The organism is Enterobacter sp. K510 (assembly GCF_055804875.1).
On sequence record NZ_JBNRLQ010000004.1, the window covers coordinates 190,658 to 207,754 of the forward strand.

Here is a 17,097-nt window from a genome sequence, read left to right on the forward strand (position 1 = left end):
ACGTTTTGAGTTCGATCATACCATTGTAGGCCCGGTAAGCGCAGCGCCACCGGGCATCATATTCACATCTTAATCTTCAAAGAACCAGTAGCCGCTGTTCACCAGCGCGGCGAGCATCGCGAGGAAAGAGGGATCTTCCAGCGCGTCGCCCAGCGTGTCGGCGGTGATCACCATCTGGCTGGCAAGCGCTGCCAGCGCCGGACGGTGCGGCGACTCGATCTTCTCGCCATTGGCAAAGACATCATCCCCAATGCGCAACACCCGTAAGCCGCCCAGACGCACCAGTTTATCGCCCTGTTGCAGCGCATCGTAAATCTCATCCGGCTGATACGGCGGTTCCGGCGGCGCGACGTCCAGCTCGTGACGCGACTGGGAAATAAACTCGCCAAACCACTGCTGGAAATGCTCCGGCTGATTGATCAGATCGAGCATGGTAGCGCGCACACGATCCAGCTCCTGCGGCAGAATGTCCGCCGGGTGTTCGCGCGGCGGCACGTCAGGATCGGTGTAACGAAGCCCGCCCAGTTCCCGTTGCAGCACATAATCGGCAAAGCCGCTGATCAGCTCGCGGCCACTCGGCGCGCGGAAGCCCACCGAATAGTTCATCGAATTTTCCAGCGAATAGCCTTCGTGCGGGAATCCCGGCGGGATATAGAGAATATCGCCCGGCTCCATATCTTCATCAATGATGGCATCGAACGGATCGACCTGTAACAGATCCGGATGCGGGCAGTGCTGTTTCATCGGCACTTTCTCGCCCACCCGCCAGCGGCGGCGGCCGGTACCCTGAATGATAAACACGTCATACTGATCGAAATGCGGGCCCACGCCGCCGCCGGGCACGGAGAAGGAGATCATCAAATCGTCAATACGCCAGTCAGGCAGCGTACGGAAGGGGCGCATCAGCGCCGCGGTTGGCTGATGCCAGTGATCCACCGCCTGTACCAGCAGCGACCAGTTGGTTTCGCCGAGGTGATCGTAGCTCTCAAACGGACCATGGCTGACCTGCCATTTCCCCTCCTGATGGCTCACCAGGCGGCTGTCCACTTCGCTTTCCATAGCCAGTCCCGCCAGTTCGTCCGGCGAAAGTGGATCGACAAAATTTGCAAAACCCCGCTTCAGCACCACAGGGCGTTTTTGCCAGTAGCGTGCGATGAAGTCGGGCCAGTCTAACGTTAAATGGTAGTCCATATAATTTTCCAGGGCTTACGTACCTGAAACGGATTATAACGGAAGGATGACAGGCTGCGTGCAGCGGCAGCGCTTATTTTCTGCGGATGCTCTAATTATCAGCGGATATGAGCTGCTGGCGGGCAAAAATCACTTCCATGCGCGCGCCGCCGAGCAGACTTTCCCCCGCCAGGATCTTACCGTCATACTGCTCGACGATTTCGCGGGCTACCGACAGGCCCACGCCCTGGCCGGGACGCAGCGTATCCGCCCGCTGGCCGCGGTCAAATACCAGATCGCGCTTGCTGGCGGGAATGCCGGGACCGTCGTCCTCCACAATGATATGCAGCCGGTCATCATGCTGATGCGCCGAGACCTCCACGAACTCCAGACAGTATTTACAGGCGTTATCCAGCACGTTGCCCATGACTTCCATAAAATCCGTCTGCTCGCCGACAAAGCTGATCTCCGGCGAAATATCGAGGCTGATATCCACGCCTTTACGCTGGTAAACCTTATTCAGCGCCGATGTCAGATTATCCAGCAGCGGGGCGACCGGGTGTAATTCACGGCTCAGCAACATATTGCCGCTGCGCATACTGGCGCGATGCAGGTAATAGCCGATCTGCTGCGAAATGCGGCTGATCTGCTCAAGCATCACCGGTTCCGCTTCGCTGACCGTCAGCTTTTCGCTGCGCAGCGAGCGCAGGGTACTTTGCAGCACCGCCAGCGGCGTTTTCAGGCTGTGGGTGAGGTCAGTCAGGGTGGTGCGGTATTTGTCATAGCGATCCCGCTCGCTTTTCAGCAGACGGTTGAGATTGCTCACCAGGCTGGTCAGCTCGCGGGTGGTTTCCGGGTTCAGCCGTTCCCGATGGTGCTCTTCCAGCTCGCGTACCTCGCCCGCCAGCGCTTCGATGGGGCGCAGGCTCCACCAGGCTGCGATCCACAGCAGCGGGATCACCAGCAACAGGTTGGCGGCCAGCACATAAATAAACCAGCTCCACACCATATAGGAGCGCTTAAGCTCAATGGGAATGGTGTCGATCACCACAATGGTTAACTGCGGCATACGGGGCGTGGCGGGATAGACGTTAATCGCCACCGAGTGCGTCATTTCGCTGTCGCTGTCATCCTCACGGATCGCCTGGAGACGTTGTTGCGCATCGTGGTCGCTGCTCAGCAGCAGACGCGAAGCATCCACATCCGCTTCGATTTCATGAAAGCCGTTAGCCTGTAACCATTCCGGACGAATACGTTTGATAAGCCAGGGCACCTCGCGCTGCGCCCACAGCAGTTTGCCGTGGCGGTCGTAGATCAGCGCCATGGACGGGCTTTGCAGATTGAGATTTTCAGGGATCTCAATGCTGAACTGATTATTTTCCCAGCGGGAGAGGGTATAGAACAGATTGCTTTCGCCGCGTAGCAGGCGGAAGGTGGTTTTATCGAAGCTGACGCTGTAACCCACCAGCGCCACCATGCCGTAGGCCAGCGACAGCACCATCACCACGGCGGCGGTGGCCAGCAGAAAACGTACCCGCAGCGAGAGCGGTAAAAGGCGACGCAGCAGTTTTCTCATTCGCGCAGTTCGAACAGGTAGCCCTGACCGCGAACGGTAGTGATCACATCCTCCGGGTACTGCGCCTGAATTTTCTTGCGCAGACGGCCCATCAGCACGTCGATGGTGTGGCTTTCGCGCAGCTCCGCATCGGGGTACAGCTGCAACATCAGCGAATCTTTGCTCACCACTTTGCCGCTGTTGCGGATCAGCGTTTCCATAATGGTGTATTCAAAGGCGGTAAGTTTGATCACTTCGCCATTCACCGACAGCTCACGGCGGGAGAGATCCACCTGAAAAGGCGGCATGGAGATCACCTGCGACGCCAGCCCGCTGTTACGGCGCATCAGCGCCTGCATCCGCGCCGCCACTTCTTCAATATGAAACGGCTTGGTGACATAGTCATCCGCGCCGGCGCTCAGCACTTCAACTTTATCCTGCCAGCCTTCACGGGCGGTCAGCACCAGTACCGGCAGCGACACCTCATTGCTGCGCCAGCGGCGGATCAGCGACAGTCCGTCTTCATCCGGCAGGCCGAGGTCCACCAGCGCAATATCGGGGATATGCTCGTTTAAATAGTAATCCGCTTCTTTTGCATCTTCGGCATCGTCAACCTGATGGCCCAGTTCCTGAAGCTGAACTTTAAGATGGTGACGCAGAAGGGCATTGTCTTCCACAACGAGTACGCGCATTGTCTGGCCTCGCTTTTGTCTTTGATAAGATGAGTTTAACGCGGATTATGTTACGCAAGGCATAAACATTTACTAAACAGCCCCCTTTCCGGGCGGGAAGGGGGCGAAGGGCAGGGAAATTACTTCAGCTCATCAACCATGGTGACGGCACGACCGATGTAATTGGCCGGGGTCATGGCTTTCAGACGGGTTTTCTCGTCTTCCGGCAGTTCGAGGCTGTCGATAAACTGCTTCATGCCTTCAGCGTCAACGCGTTTGCCGCGGGTCAGCTCCTTGAGTTTTTCATACGGCTTCTCGATACCGTAACGACGCATCACCGTCTGGATCGGCTCTGCCAGCACTTCCCAGTTATGATCCAGCTCGTCCAGCAGACGTTCGCGGTTCACTTCCAGTTTACTCACGCCTTTCAGCGTCGACTGATAGGCGATCAACGCATAGCCGATACCCACACCAAGGTTACGCAGCACGGTGGAGTCGGTCAGATCGCGCTGCCAGCGGGACACCGGCAGTTTGCTCGCCAGATGCTGCAACAGCGCGTTCGACAGTCCGAGGTTGCCTTCGGAGTTTTCGAAGTCAATCGGGTTCACTTTGTGCGGCATGGTGGAGGAACCGATTTCACCGGCGATGGTTTTCTGTTTGAAGTGGTTCAGCGCCACGTAGCCCCACACATCACGGTCGAAATCGATCAGGATGGTGTTAAAGCGGGCGATACAGTCAAACAGCTCGGCAATGTAGTCGTGCGGCTCGATCTGCGTGGTGTACGGGTTCCACTGAATGCCGAGCGAAGTCACGAACTCTTCGCTGAACTGGTGCCAGTCAACTTCCGGATAGGCGGCAATGTGGGCATTGTAGTTACCCACCGCGCCGTTGATTTTGCCGAGGATCTCCACCTGCGCGAGCTGGCGGTACTGACGCTCCATACGGTAAGCGACGTTCGCCATCTCTTTACCCATGGTTGACGGCGTGGCTGGCTGGCCGTGGGTGCGTGACAGCAGCGGGATATCGCGATACTGCACCGCCAGGTCTTTCACCGCGTCGATCAGCTTGCGCCAGTATGGCAGCACCACTTCTTCACGGGCGGTTTGCAGCATCAGGGCGTGAGACAGGTTATTAATGTCTTCCGAGGTACAGGCGAAGTGAATGAACTCAGACACGGCATGCAGTTCAGGGATATCCGCCACTTTCTCTTTCAGAAAATATTCCACCGCTTTTACGTCGTGATTGGTGGTGCGTTCGATGGTTTTAATGCGCGCGGCATCGGCTTCATTAAATTCAGCGACGATTTTATCAAGGTAACCGTTTGCGTCGGCAGCAAAAGCTGGAACTTCCTTGACAGCTGCATGCGCGGCCAGCTTTTGCAGCCAGCGAACTTCTACCTGTACACGAAACTTCAGCAAACCGTATTCGCTGAAAATCCCGCGCAGCGCGCTGACTTTATCGCCGTAGCGTCCATCGACAGGGGATACAGCGGTCAGTGAGGATAATTCCATAGGTCACAACTCCGGGAGTTAACAATGAGCAAGAATTTGTTTAGCCTGCGTGGACAGGCGATTACGGGAAAACATTAATTGCAGACGGCCGCCGCCAACCTGGTGCCACAACACCGCGGCACGGATCCCGGCCAGCAGGGCAGCGCGCACTTTCGCCTGCACCTGCGAACTTTGCAGCACCGCCGGGGAACCGGTAACCTGAATGCGCGGGCCGAGGGGACTGATCACGTCCACATAGATAGCGGCCATGCTGCTTAGCAGGGTGTCGGACTGCAAATCGAAATGATCGAGCTGGCGCTGTAAGCCGTCGATGCGGCTGCCCAGCGTGTCCATCGCGCCTTTACTGGCGGCCAGTTTACGCTCCAGCACCATCAGGCTCAGGGTATAGCGCGTCAGTTCCGCATTCAGCCCCTGACGGCTGCCGGCATTCAGCACGCCGAGCAGGGTTTCAAGGCCGAGGCGCAGGTTGGCTTCGCTGCCGCCAAACACGCCGAGCGTGGAGTCCGGGCTTAAATCAATCACGCTGTTAAGCGACACATGCAGCGCGTCGGCATCGCAATGCCCGTGATGTGCAAGCTCCTGCACCAGGCGGGCTGACTGGCAAATTCCCGCCAGCGCTATCGTGATGTCATAATAATTTTTTGCCACCTTGTCTCCTTACTTTCGCTTTAATCAGGCGTTAAACGGGAAGCGGCAGACGCTGCTCAATGATGCCGCCGCCAAGGCACACGTCGCCCAGGTAAAATACCGCCGACTGGCCAGGGGTAACGGCAGCAACAGGTTCGTCAAAGCGAACGTCAATCCTGTCTTCATCCAGCGCCGTCACCGTGCAGGGAATATCCGTCTGGCGATAGCGCGTTTTAACGGTGCAGTGCAGCGTGCCGGTTAACGGCTGACGATCCACCCAGTGCAGCTGTTGGGCAATCAGACCCACCGACATCAGACGCGGATGATCGTGGCCCTGAGCGACAATCAGCACGTTGTTTTCAACGTCCTTGTCGACCACGTACCATGGATCTTCGCTGCCTTCTTTGGTGCCGCCAATGCCCAGACCTTTACGCTGACCCAGGGTGTGGTACATCAGGCCCTGGTGCTCGCCGATGGTGTCACCGTCGACGGTCACGATCTTGCCCGGCTGGGCAGGCAGATAACGGCCGAGGAATTCGCGGAATTTGCGCTCACCGATAAAGCAGATACCGGTGGAGTCTTTTTTCTTCGCGGTGATCAGACCCAGCTCTTCAGCGATCTGACGCACCTGCGGTTTTTCCAGCTCGCCCACCGGGAACAGGCTTTGCGCGATCTGTTCGTGGCCGAGCGTGTAGAGGAAATAGCTCTGGTCTTTGTTGCCATCCAAACCGCGCAGCAGACGGCTTTTGCCATCGACATCCGCGCGACGCACGTAATGGCCGGTGGCGATATAATCCGCGCCCAGGTCTTCAGCGGCAAATTCGAGGAAGGCTTTAAATTTGATCTCTTTGTTGCACAGAATATCCGGGTTCGGAGTGCGGCCGGCTTTGTATTCCGCGAGGAAGTGCTCGAACACGTTATCCCAGTATTCTGCGGCAAAGTTTACGGTGTGCAGCTCGATGCCGAGTTTGTCGCACACCGCCTGCGCATCGGCAAGATCGGCGGCGGCAGTGCAGTATTCCTCGCCGTCATCTTCTTCCCAGTTCTTCATGAACAGGCCTTCCACTTTGTAGCCCTGTTGCTGTAACAGGTAAGCAGAGACGGAAGAGTCGACACCGCCGGACATGCCGACGATCACTTTTTTTGGGCTATCAGACATAGAATACTCACGACATTGAACTTCAAGGCGGCGTATTCTATCACGCGTTAGCGACTCAGGCATCCCCTGTAAACGGCCAGTTAAATTCACCGATAAGCGCAAGCGGGTAGCGCTGCCCGGTCTGCCAGCTGCGAATACTTTCCGCAACCAGCGGCGAGCGCAGGTTGTCGGCGGTGAGGATCTCCTCTGCGCTGACCCACAGGCAGCGGTCAATATCGCTGTCATGGGGTTCAGTAGCGCACAGAGTGTCAAGTTCAATGGCGAAAAGAAAACGCAGGAAAGGCGTGCGGTCAGGGGCGATCCACTGATGCATGCGGATAAAGTGTTGCGGATCGGCAATGATGCCGGTTTCTTCATAGAGTTCACGTTTTGCCGCCTGCACCAGGGTTTCATCGGCTTCCAGATGCCCGGCGGGCTGGTTCCAGGTGGCCTTGCCCCTGACTTTTTCTTCCACCACTAAAAATTTGCCCTGCGCATGGACGACGCAGGCGACGGTAACGTGTGGTTTAAACATAGTGTTGTCCTTATTCGGTGGCGTCGCGCCACTCGCCATTAGCAAGAGAATCCAGCGTGTATCCACCCATCGCATAACGGATCAGCCGCAGCGTGGGGTGGCCCACATGGGCAGTCATACGACGCACCTGACGGTTACGGCCTTCATAAAGGGTGATTTTCAGCCAGCTGGTGGGAATGGCTTTACGCTCGCGGATCGGCGGATTACGCGGCCACAGCCATTCTGGCTCAGCCACTAACTCCACGCCTGCGGGCAGGGTAGGGCCATCATTAAGCGTCACGCCGTTACGCAGCGCGGCCAGCGCCTCGTCATTCGGTTCGCCTTCAATCTGCACATAATAGATTTTGCCGGTGCGTTTACCGGGCTGCGTCAGCTGCGCCTGAAGCGCGCCATCATTGGTCAGCACCAGTAACCCTTCGCTGTCGCGATCGAGACGACCGGCGGCATAGACGCCCGCCACCGGAACAAAATCCTTCAGCGTGCGGCGTCCGGCTTCGTCGGTGAACTGCGGCAACACATCGTAGGGTTTATTGAACAGGATGACCCGTTTCGGCCCGCTTTCTGTAGGGCGCTTAGCAGTATGTCGTGAGCTGAATCGCTTAACCCGGTGATTTCTATTAGAAGTTTTCAGCATGGTATTTTCAGAAGTTATCAATTGCCGCATTATAACCGAAGAACGAGTGCCTTTCATGAAACCCAACAATCAGTTAGTATTGACAGGCTCATTACAATTCATTAACAAAAAATCAGTCATAACCAGAAGCGCTCGAAGGAGAGGTGAATGGAAAGCAAAGTAGTTGTTCCGACGGAAGGTCAGAAGATCACCCTGCAAAACGGCAAACTCAACGTTCCCAATAATCCGATTATTCCGTTCATCGAAGGCGATGGGATCGGTGTGGACGTGACCCCGCCTATGCTGAAGGTGGTTAATGCCGCTGTGGAAAAAGCCTACAAAGGTGAGCGTAAGATTTCCTGGATGGAAATTTACACCGGTGAAAAATCCACCCAGATTTATGGCCAGGACGTCTGGCTGCCAAAAGAGACCCTTGATCTGATCCGCGAATACCGCGTGGCGATCAAAGGCCCGCTGACCACCCCGGTAGGCGGCGGCATTCGCTCCCTGAACGTGGCTCTGCGCCAGGAGCTGGATCTGTACGTTTGTCTGCGTCCGGTACGTTATTATGAAGGCGTGCCAAGCCCGGTTAAACGTCCTGACCTGACCGACATGGTGATCTTCCGCGAAAACGCCGAAGACATCTATGCCGGTATCGAATGGAAAGCAGACAGCGCCGAAGCTGAAAAAGTGATCAAATTCCTGCGCGACGAAATGGGCGTGAAAAAAATCCGCTTCCCGGAACATTGCGGCATTGGTGTTAAACCGTGTTCGGAAGAAGGGACCAAACGTCTGGTGCGTGCAGCGATCCAGTACGCAATCACCAACGATCGCGACTCTGTGACCCTGGTTCACAAAGGCAACATCATGAAGTTCACCGAAGGCGCTTTCAAAGACTGGGGCTACCAGCTGGCGAAAGAAGAATTCGGCGGCGAGCTGATCGACGGCGGCCCGTGGCAGAAAATCAAGAACCCGAACACCGGCAAAGAGATCATCATTAAAGATGTAATTGCTGATGCGTTCCTGCAACAGATCCTGCTGCGTCCGGCTGAATACGACGTGATCGCCTGTATGAACCTGAACGGCGACTATATCTCTGATGCGCTGGCAGCCCAGGTTGGCGGTATCGGTATCGCGCCGGGCGCGAACATCGGCGACGAATGCGCCCTGTTCGAAGCGACCCACGGTACTGCGCCGAAATACGCAGGCCAGGATAAAGTGAACCCAGGTTCCGTGATCCTGTCCGCTGAAATGATGCTGCGTCACATGGAATGGTTCGAAGCCGCAGACCTGATCGTCAAAGGTATGGAAGGCGCGATTGCCGCGAAGACCGTAACTTATGACTTCGAACGTCTGATGGAAGGCGCTAAGCTGCTGAAATGTTCAGAGTTTGGTGACGCGATCATCAGCCACATGTAATTCGCCTGGCGGGTTATATGCACAACGGGAGCCGAAAGGCTCCCGTTTTTTTTGCCACAAATAAAACATCACTCTTGAGCAGGGTTGCGTCTGCGGCGGCAATAAAAAAACATTACAAAGGTTGAAAAAATTATTTGATGTCAGCCTTGAAAAACCGCCAGCAGATATTATTTTTATTCACGGACAAGCAATGCTTGCCTGAACATTAAACTTTTGAACAGGAATTCGGGAGATTAATCATGGCACTCAGAACTTTGTCAGCCTTTCCAACATTAGCTGATTCCCTTTTTTCCGATCGCTTTAACCGCATCGACAGGTTGTTCAGCCAGCTTACCGGTGATACGCCGGTGGCGGCAGCGCCATCTTACGACGTGAAAAAACGGGATGCCAACCACTATATGATTTCGGTAAGCGTGCCCGGCTGGAAGGAGAGCGAGCTGGAAATTGAAACGGTCAGTGGAAACCTGACAATTTCCGGTAAACGTGAAGAAGAGTCCTCCAGTGAACAGGAGAGCTGGATCCATCGCGGCATCTACCGGCAGGATTTCCAGCTGAGTTTCTCTCTGCCGGAACATGCCAAAGTCAGTAATGCCAGCCTGGCGGACGGGCTACTGACATTAGATATTCATCAGGAAATCCCTGAGAGTGAAAAACCGAAAAAAATCGCCATCGGAAACAATCAAAAAGTGCTCGAACACAAAGCGTAATTTGTTGCCTTGTTTTTACGTTGGCCCGCTGATGCGGGCCTTTTTTTTCGTCACGTTAATGGCTTTAAAACCCGTCATTTTCTGATTTCTGGACGCCATCAGGGAAGATAACCTAAGCTTTATAACAGGTTAATCTTAGTTAGATGAGCGTTCTGGCATCTGATGTGTGCGGAACAGTATTAAAGGAGTAGCAAGCGATGAAACAAGAAGAACTGACACGTAAAGCTGAAGAAGAGATTTCCGCGCTGATAGCTAAAAAAATCGCTGAGATCAGGAAGAAAACCGAGAAAGAGGTTTCTGAGATAGAATTTGTTCCCCGCGAGACGATGACCGGACTCGAAGGGTATGACGTTAAAATAAAACTCTTGTAATAAACATAACGGGAACCAGAGGTTCCCGTTTTTATCACGACAGATTAATCAAAATAAACACATGCAACTATTAAAAATCGTAGTTTTAATATTCTGTGTATAAGTTTTTTCTGAAAATGCTTTTTCTGTAAGTAATTTTATTTATCAGAATGTGAGCAATTGTTATTGTTTTCCGAAATGCTAACGAAGCGGTTTCGGAGCAAAAAAAATGGCTGCCATAAGACGCATAAACCTGATGTTTACACATTCCGCCCATACTGACGTTAACCCTGTTCCTTATCATTTACCCGATTGCAAAACCGTGGATTTTACCAGCAACAATACGGCAACGACGGCGGACGTTGAAAACATGGTCAGGGCGGGCAACTGGCTGACAGAGGCCGCTGTGGCTTCACCTCTTATCTCAATTTATATGCCCACCTGGAATCGCGAAGCGCTGGCTATACGGGCTATTAATTCCATTGTCGCGCAAGACTACAGCAACTGGGAAATGATCGTTATTGATGACTGCTCGCCAGCCTGGGGCCAGCTCAGTCACTATATTGAAAGCCTGAAAGACGTCCGGATCAGGTTTATTCGCAACGAATATAACTCCGGGGCATGCGCCGTCAGAAATCAGGCAATAGGGCTGGCGACAGGGCATTACATCACAGGTATTGACGATGATGACGAATGGTTACCCAATCGACTTTCATCATTTCTTGAGCATCAGGCTAAGCTTAATGAACACGCTTACCTGTATGCAGATGATTACATCTGTGAAAACAAAGATTATAAAGACTTAGCAGAATTACGCTTATACCCTAAGCCTGAATATAATGAGAACTTATTTGATAAAAAGAATATCGTCGGTAATCAGATCTTTACCTTAACCAGCAGATTACAGAACGGACTTTTCGATACCCGCTTATCAGCCGCACAAGATTATGATGCTTTTTATCGACTCGCCAGAAAGTACGGCTCACCCGTTAAAGTTCATAAAGCGACACAGATACTTTATGTCAATCATGGCGAGGCACGGATTACCGGCTCGCGTAAAAAATTCTCGGGGTATCTGAATTTTTACAAAAAGCATAAGGGCAGTTTCGATAAATCCAGTAAGAAATATCAATTATTTACGCTGTATTATATTCGTAATAAACCTATGCGATTACGGACGCTACTGACATTGATGACACTGAGAAATATCAAACGCTACGCGATGCTGTATACAAGTTTCAAAAACAAAAAATTCTGAAACCCGTCCGGCGAGGCAGTAAACCGCGCTTGTTGAGCGAGCTGCTAAGAGAGACTCACAGGCTCAATTAACTCCGCCCCCTGGTTTCTGATATTGCCCACCGCACGGGTAACCGGATGCCAGATAAATTCTTCCGCCGGTATCGCACCATCAGCGGCAATATCACTGGCTTCGCTGCCGCTAATCTCCTGGCGCATCCACTCCCTGGCCGCGTCTGGCGTTAACACCAGCGGTCGACGGTCATGAATATCCACCAGCCCTTTATCCGCCGCTGCGGTGACAATCAAAAAGCCTTCCGCTTCATCGCCGCGCTCAAAGGGCGTGCTGCCGATAGCGGCCATAAAGATTGGCTGACCATTAGCACGATGAATAAAATAAGGCTGTTTTTTATCGCCTTCTTTTTTCCATTCAAACCAGCCGTCCGCAAAGCAGATCGCCCGGCCATGCAGCCAGAGCGGTTTAAACATTCTGCTGGTGGCTGCGGTTTCGACACGGGCATTAATAAGCGGCGCTTTGCTCCACCAGCCGGGCGCGTACGACCACAGCACAGGATCGAGATGGAGCTTTTCGTCGCGCTCGCTCATCAGTAAAACCTTTGTTCCCGGCGCGACGTTATAACGACCTATAGGTTGTGGATCGAAGGCAATGTCGCGCTCCGTTTCCTCCACCAGAAAGGCGAGGTACTCTTCCCGGCTCTGTGCCTGGGCAAATCTTCCGCACATAAACTTCTCCGGTGATAACAACGTGCCCGGCGGCGCTGGCTTGCCGGGCCTGATTAAATACAAAACAAACACCCCGGCTCAGGGCCGGGGCGTTTATTTTTAAATATCAGTGTGCGCCTCAGAACCAGTGGTATTTGGACGATAGCGTCATAACCAGTGCGGCAGCGGCAAGCAAATTAAGAAGAACGGCAGTTCTGCTGGAAATATTCATCTTCGCATCCTTCACGTGACAACGTGGATGTTGGTAATACAGTAAGGCCAAAACAACTTCCCTGAGTGTAGTGAGGACTGACGATTTTGCCTCGTCAAATAGTCTTATTTTTTGTCGGAAAAGAATTTTCGGACAAGTTTGATGACTATCAATCTTCAGAGGCGTCAGATTCGTCTTATCTGTTATCATCACCGGCGCCTGAAATTACATAAAACGGAGAACAGACGTGACCATTTTTGACACCCTGCTGGCGTACAGTATTGCCGCCACTTTACTGACGCTTACCCCCGGTCTGGATACGGCGCTTATTCTGCGCACGGCCTCCGTCGAGGGAAAAAGAGCGGCGTTTAACGCGGCTATGGGTATTAACGTAGGTTGTTTTATCTGGGGAGCGATGGTGGCCTTTGGCCTCGGCGCCCTGATTGCGGTGTCGGAACTGGCGTACAACATCCTTAAGTATTGCGGCGCAGCCTATCTCTGCTGGCTGGGGATCTCTATGTTGCTGCGTCCGGGTAGCGGTTTACCCGTCAGCGTAAGCAGCAAAACCGCGCATAACTGGTTTGTGAAAGGGATGCTGGGGAATGTGTTGAATCCGAAAATGGGTGTGTTTTATGTCTCTTTCCTGCCGCAGTTTATTCCCCACGGACAGCCGCTCATTGCCTGGACCTTCGGGCTGGTGGCGATCCATGTAATGATCGGTATGAGCTGGTCAACAACGCTGATCCTGGCAACGCGTCCGCTGGCGAGCTTCCTGAAGCGCGAAAAGGTTTCCCGCTGGATGGATCGCAGCACAGGCACGCTGTTTATTCTGTTTGCCACTAAGCTGGCGCTGAGTAAGCGCTAAGCAAAAACGGGCGCGCGATGCGCCCGTTCCTGACATTATGCTGCGCTATCACGCAGCTTAAACACCTGCACCATCTCCAGCAGCCTGTGCGCCTGATCCTGCATGGCGTGCGCCGCGGCAGAAGACTCCTGCGACAGCGTGGCGTTCTGCTGCGTGGCGGTGTCCATATGCGTCATCGCGATATGTACCTGGTCGATCCCCACGCTCTGCTCATTGCTGGCAATTGAAATGGTGTCCACCAGTTGGCTCACGCGCTCGACGCTGCGCACGATCTCCTGCATTGCGCTACCGGCGTTATTCACCAGTTTATTGCCGTCGCTGATCCGGTTTACCGAGCGTTCGATTAGCTCACCGATCTCTCTGGCGGCAGTAGCAGAGCGCTGCGCCAGGGCGCGCACTTCGCTCGCCACCACCGCAAAACCCCGCCCCTGATTGCCAGCCCGCGCCGCTTCCACTGCCGCATTGAGCGCCAGAATGTTGGTCTGGAAGGCGATGCTGTCAATCACGCCGATAATGCTGCTGATCTCGCTGGCGAGCAGATTAATATCGCGCATGGTATCCACCACTTTCTCCACCACGTTACCGCCCTGGCCTGCGGTGACGCAGGCTTCGCGGGTCAGGGTGCTGGCGATGCGCGAGTTCTCGGTGTTGTTTTTCACCACCGACGTCAGCTGTTCCATCGACGCCACGGTCTGCTCCAGCGCGCTGGCCTGCGCTTCATTGCGGGCCGACAGCTCCAGGCTACCGGTGGCGATCTGCTTCGAGGCGCTGGCGATAGTCTCGGTGCCATTGCGCACGCCGTTGACGATACCGGTCAGGTTATCGTTCATCTCCCGCAGAGCGCGCATCAGAAGGGCGGTTTCATCGCGTCCGCTGACGGCGATAGTGGTTTGCAAATCGCCGGCGGCCACGCGGCGCGCCACGGATACGGCCTGTGCCAGCGGACGAGTAATGCTGCGTACCAGCCACCAGGTGATCATCAGACCGGCTATCAGCGTCAGGGCCATCGCCAGCAACAACAGATATTTAGTTTGCTGATACAGCGCCATGTTGCGATCGTGCGTCTGCTGGCGGATGCGATCTGCCTGTTTGAGCGTGGCGGCTACCGTCTCGTCGATCATGCGCGTCGGTTCCCGATCAATGCCGGACACCAGCTTATCCACCCGCTGCGCGCTGGAAGGATCCTGGATATCGTACTGGGTCAGCGCAGCGAGATAATGCGCCTCAAGCTCGCTATGCAGCTGGCGGGTTCGTTCCACCAGCCCGGTATCCAGCCCGATTTGCGGCAGCAGGGTAGCCAGTTCCGTCAGCAGCGCCTGGGTTTTCTGGCTCTGGGCGACAAATGCATTTTTATATTTATCGAAGCTGTCCTGTCCCTGACCGCCGCGCAGCAGCGTATTTTTCCACTCCTGCACCTGAATTTTGAACTGTACCTGTGCATTTCGCGCCGTATCGATACTTTGCGTCACACGTTTTTCCGTCGCCATAATGTGCTGATTCTGCGTCAGCCCGTCGGCGTTAATCACTAATCCTCTGCTGCCGATAAACAGCGTCGCCAGCAGCAGTACCGCAGCCAGTAAACCGAGCCGCTGCCCGATAGTAAGGTGGTTAAGTTTCATTATATCTGTGGTTCCTGAGGTCAAAGAGTGCCATCGGGATGACGAGCACACAGGTATCGACCCGGCGGCGACGGGCTTTAATGGCAGGAGTGTGGAAAAAAGCAGCAAAGTGGCGTTAATCGATTGATGTGCAATAACTATATAATTTTATGACATATTTATGACAGGCGGCAAAATAGCCAAAAGCCGCCTGTTTAACCCGCTACAGGAAATTGCGCAGCGACGCCACTTCAAGAGGACTGGCTTCGGTGAGCCATGCGGGGATTGCCTCTGGCGGCACCGGGCGCGAGAAAAAGTAGCCCTGCGCTTCGTCGCAGCCATAGGACTGCAACAGCATGGCGGTCTCTTTATCTTCCACACCCTCAGCCAGCACCAGATAATTCAGATCCTTGAGCATCATAATCACGTGACGGGCGATAATGCGGCTGCCGGGATCGGTGGTCAGCTGGCTAATCAGCGAACGGTCGAGCTTGATAATATCAATGGGAATACGGCGTAAATAACTGATATTACTGTAGCCTGCGCCAAAGTCGTCGAGCAGGATCTTAAAGCCCTTCATTTTCAGCCGATCCAGTTCACAGAGCGCCTGCTCGCTCTCCAGCACTTTTTCTGTTTCCAGGCATTCAATGCGAATATCCTGCGCCACGAGGCCTGCCTCAAGGATCTGCTGCTCCAGCGTATCGGCAAAACCGGGGCAGGAAAAATCGCTGACCGTTACGTTGATGGATACCGGAAGCAGAATGCCCGCCTCCCGCCAGCGACTGAGCTGGGCGATCACGGTGCGGATCACCCAGTGGGTAATATCGTTCATCAGCGTGGTTTTCTCCGCCAGCGCCACAATGGTGGCGGGGGAAATATTGCCCAGCACAGGATGCTGCCAGCGCAGCAGCGCCTCGCATCCTTCGGTGAAACCGGTGTGCAGGGATATTTTCGGCTGATAAACCAGATAAAACTGATCCGGCGCTTTGATGGCCTCGCTCAAATCGTAAAGCAATTTAAAATCGCTGTTGCGCTTCTCATCGAACGCGCGGTCAAAGGGCAGGACAGGAATATGCTGGCGAATCGCTTCATGCAGTGCGCTGATCGCCTGGCGCAATATCTCTTTCGGATCCTCAATGCCGGGCCGGAAATTCACGTAGCCGGTGAAGATTTTCAGGCGAATGTCGATGTCGCCGCGAATTTTCGCCTCAATGTCCGGCAGGTTTTCCGCTTTTTTGATCAATGTTTTTGCGTATTCGCTGTCTATTAACAGCGCAAAGCGTCCCGGCGCGAAAGCATATAACGGCGTGGTGGCCGGTAATTTTAAACGCAGGCGTAACAGTGGCCCGAAGCCGCGCAGCATTTTCTCCACCGCGCTCAGCCCAAGATAGCGTGAAAGCTCGTAGGCCTGTGGCATATCAATGCAGTCAAACAGGATCAGCGTAGAGGGACGATGGGCGGTTTCCAGCCCAATACGCTCCATCTCTTTCAGTAAAAACTGCCGGTTGGGCAGGCCGGTTAACGCATCCACACGCCCTAAAGAGTACCAGGCTTCCAGATAGGTGCAGGCCAGCGAAGCAATGCGCAGGAAATTTTCCGTTTGCTGTGCATCAGGTTCAAGGGGCGTCGGATGGCTGACGCACAGCGTGCCCAGCACAAAACCCTCTTTGGTCTGTAATGGCGCGGCGGCATAAAAAATAACGTGACCGTTCAGCGACAGTTCATGATCGCGAAAGCGTTCGTCAAGACGCGTATCGTTACAGATGATGGCATTGCAACTTTTTACTGAATGCTGGCACATGGAATCAACAATCGGCATTTTCAGCGGAATAGCCGGATTGTTTTTCACAAATTTAATGTACTGATGCTGATCATCAAAAATAGTAACAAAACAGCCATCAACGCCCATGATTTCACTGGCGAGACAGGCAAATTCGCCCAGCGCAGCATCACGGGCGCTGTCCTGTTCCTTAAGTAACGCCAGGGCCGCCAGTCGTTTGGTTTCATTTTTATTCAGGCCGGTGAACATAAGGCGCTCCTGCTCAGAACGGTGCTGAGTCTGGGGAAGAATTTTTACAGGAAAGAGTTATTTTTAGCGTACGGCGGGGATCACCACCAGCCGAACTGGGATCCGGCAACGGCGGCAATAGCAATAATCAGCATAATAA

17 protein-coding genes are annotated in these 17,097 nt (G+C 54.1%); 5 read left to right on the plus strand and 12 right to left on the minus strand.

The window, feature by feature from the left end; genetic code table 11:
• Positions 1–69 precede the first annotated feature (69 nt).
• The 8 genes from ACQUTD_RS08725 to rluE form a co-directional block, all read right to left on the minus strand.
• Positions 70–1,191, minus strand: coding sequence for a JmjC domain-containing protein (locus ACQUTD_RS08725; protein WP_473274864.1), 1,122 nt, complete (start codon positions 1,189–1,191; stop codon positions 70–72).
• Between the two features lie 91 nt (positions 1,192–1,282).
• Positions 1,283–2,746 carry a two-component system sensor histidine kinase PhoQ gene (gene phoQ / locus ACQUTD_RS08730; protein WP_473274863.1) on the minus strand — a complete coding sequence of 488 codons (1,464 nt, stop codon included), beginning with the start codon at positions 2,744–2,746 and terminating at the stop codon, positions 1,283–1,285.
• Complete coding sequence (gene phoP, locus ACQUTD_RS08735; RefSeq protein WP_318364896.1) at positions 2,743–3,417, minus strand: two-component system response regulator PhoP; 675 nt, start codon at positions 3,415–3,417, stop codon at positions 2,743–2,745. Before phoP ends, phoQ begins: the two co-directional genes overlap by 4 nt.
• Positions 3,418–3,536: 119 nt before the next feature.
• The gene (gene purB, locus ACQUTD_RS08740) at positions 3,537–4,907 is read right to left on the minus strand and encodes an adenylosuccinate lyase (RefSeq protein WP_318364897.1); all 1,371 of its coding nucleotides are present in this window, start codon (positions 4,905–4,907) and stop codon (positions 3,537–3,539) included.
• Positions 4,908–4,925: 18 nt separating this feature from the next.
• Positions 4,926–5,555, minus strand: a complete 630-nt coding sequence (gene hflD, locus ACQUTD_RS08745; protein WP_072568198.1) for a high frequency lysogenization protein HflD — start codon at positions 5,553–5,555, stop codon at positions 4,926–4,928.
• A 31-nt stretch (positions 5,556–5,586) separates the two neighbouring features.
• On the minus strand, positions 5,587–6,756 hold the full coding sequence (gene mnmA, locus ACQUTD_RS08750; RefSeq protein ID WP_072568199.1) for a tRNA 2-thiouridine(34) synthase MnmA: 1,170 nt from the start codon (positions 6,754–6,756) through the stop codon (positions 5,587–5,589).
• The gene (locus ACQUTD_RS08755; protein ID WP_473274860.1) at positions 6,749–7,207 is read right to left on the minus strand and encodes an NUDIX domain-containing protein; all 459 of its coding nucleotides are present in this window, start codon (positions 7,205–7,207) and stop codon (positions 6,749–6,751) included. The genes mnmA and ACQUTD_RS08755 overlap by 8 nt, the downstream gene beginning before the upstream one ends.
• A gap of 10 nt (positions 7,208–7,217) precedes the next feature.
• Entirely contained in the window at positions 7,218–7,871 is a 654-nt protein-coding gene (rluE, locus tag ACQUTD_RS08760) for a 23S rRNA pseudouridine(2457) synthase RluE (protein ID WP_318373995.1), read from the minus strand.
• 117 nt (positions 7,872–7,988) lie between these two features.
• Here rluE and icd point away from each other — a divergent pair, with 117 nt between their 5' ends.
• From icd to wcaA, 4 genes are all read left to right on the plus strand, one after another.
• The gene (gene icd / locus ACQUTD_RS08765; protein WP_072568202.1) at positions 7,989–9,239 is read left to right on the plus strand and encodes an NADP-dependent isocitrate dehydrogenase; all 1,251 of its coding nucleotides are present in this window, start codon (positions 7,989–7,991) and stop codon (positions 9,237–9,239) included.
• A gap of 239 nt (positions 9,240–9,478) precedes the next feature.
• Positions 9,479–9,946, plus strand: a complete 468-nt coding sequence (locus tag ACQUTD_RS08770) for an Hsp20 family protein (RefSeq protein WP_321987311.1) — start codon at positions 9,479–9,481, stop codon at positions 9,944–9,946.
• Between the two features lie 197 nt (positions 9,947–10,143).
• Positions 10,144–10,317, plus strand: coding sequence for a GnsA/GnsB family addiction module toxin (locus ACQUTD_RS08775; RefSeq protein WP_072568204.1), 174 nt, complete (start codon positions 10,144–10,146; stop codon positions 10,315–10,317).
• Positions 10,318–10,666: 349 nt separating this feature from the next.
• Complete coding sequence (gene wcaA / locus ACQUTD_RS08780; RefSeq protein WP_318364681.1) at positions 10,667–11,554, plus strand: colanic acid biosynthesis glycosyltransferase WcaA; 888 nt, start codon at positions 10,667–10,669, stop codon at positions 11,552–11,554.
• A 44-nt stretch (positions 11,555–11,598) separates the two neighbouring features.
• Here wcaA and ACQUTD_RS08785 read toward each other — a convergent pair whose 3' ends face one another.
• Positions 11,599–12,276: an SOS response-associated peptidase family protein gene (locus ACQUTD_RS08785; protein WP_473274857.1), complete on the minus strand. Its 678-nt coding sequence runs from the start codon at positions 12,274–12,276 to the stop codon at positions 11,599–11,601.
• 118 nt (positions 12,277–12,394) lie between these two features.
• Positions 12,395–12,676: a stress response membrane protein YncL gene (gene yncL, locus ACQUTD_RS08790; protein WP_072568206.1), complete on the minus strand. Its 282-nt coding sequence runs from the start codon at positions 12,674–12,676 to the stop codon at positions 12,395–12,397.
• A 37-nt stretch (positions 12,677–12,713) separates the two neighbouring features.
• On the opposite strand from yncL, the gene ACQUTD_RS08795 reads away from it, so the two are divergent.
• Entirely contained in the window at positions 12,714–13,331 is a 618-nt protein-coding gene (locus ACQUTD_RS08795; RefSeq protein WP_473274856.1) for a LysE family transporter, read from the plus strand.
• Between the two features lie 35 nt (positions 13,332–13,366).
• Here the strand turns inward: ACQUTD_RS08795 and ACQUTD_RS08800 are convergent, their stop codons facing one another.
• Entirely contained in the window at positions 13,367–14,950 is a 1,584-nt protein-coding gene (locus ACQUTD_RS08800) for a methyl-accepting chemotaxis protein (protein ID WP_473274855.1), read from the minus strand.
• A 202-nt stretch (positions 14,951–15,152) separates the two neighbouring features.
• Positions 15,153–16,958 (minus strand): EAL domain-containing protein, encoded by a 1,806-nt coding sequence (locus ACQUTD_RS08805; protein ID WP_473274854.1) that lies wholly within the window; start codon positions 16,956–16,958, stop codon positions 15,153–15,155.
• Between the last annotated feature and the right edge of the window lie 139 nt (positions 16,959–17,097).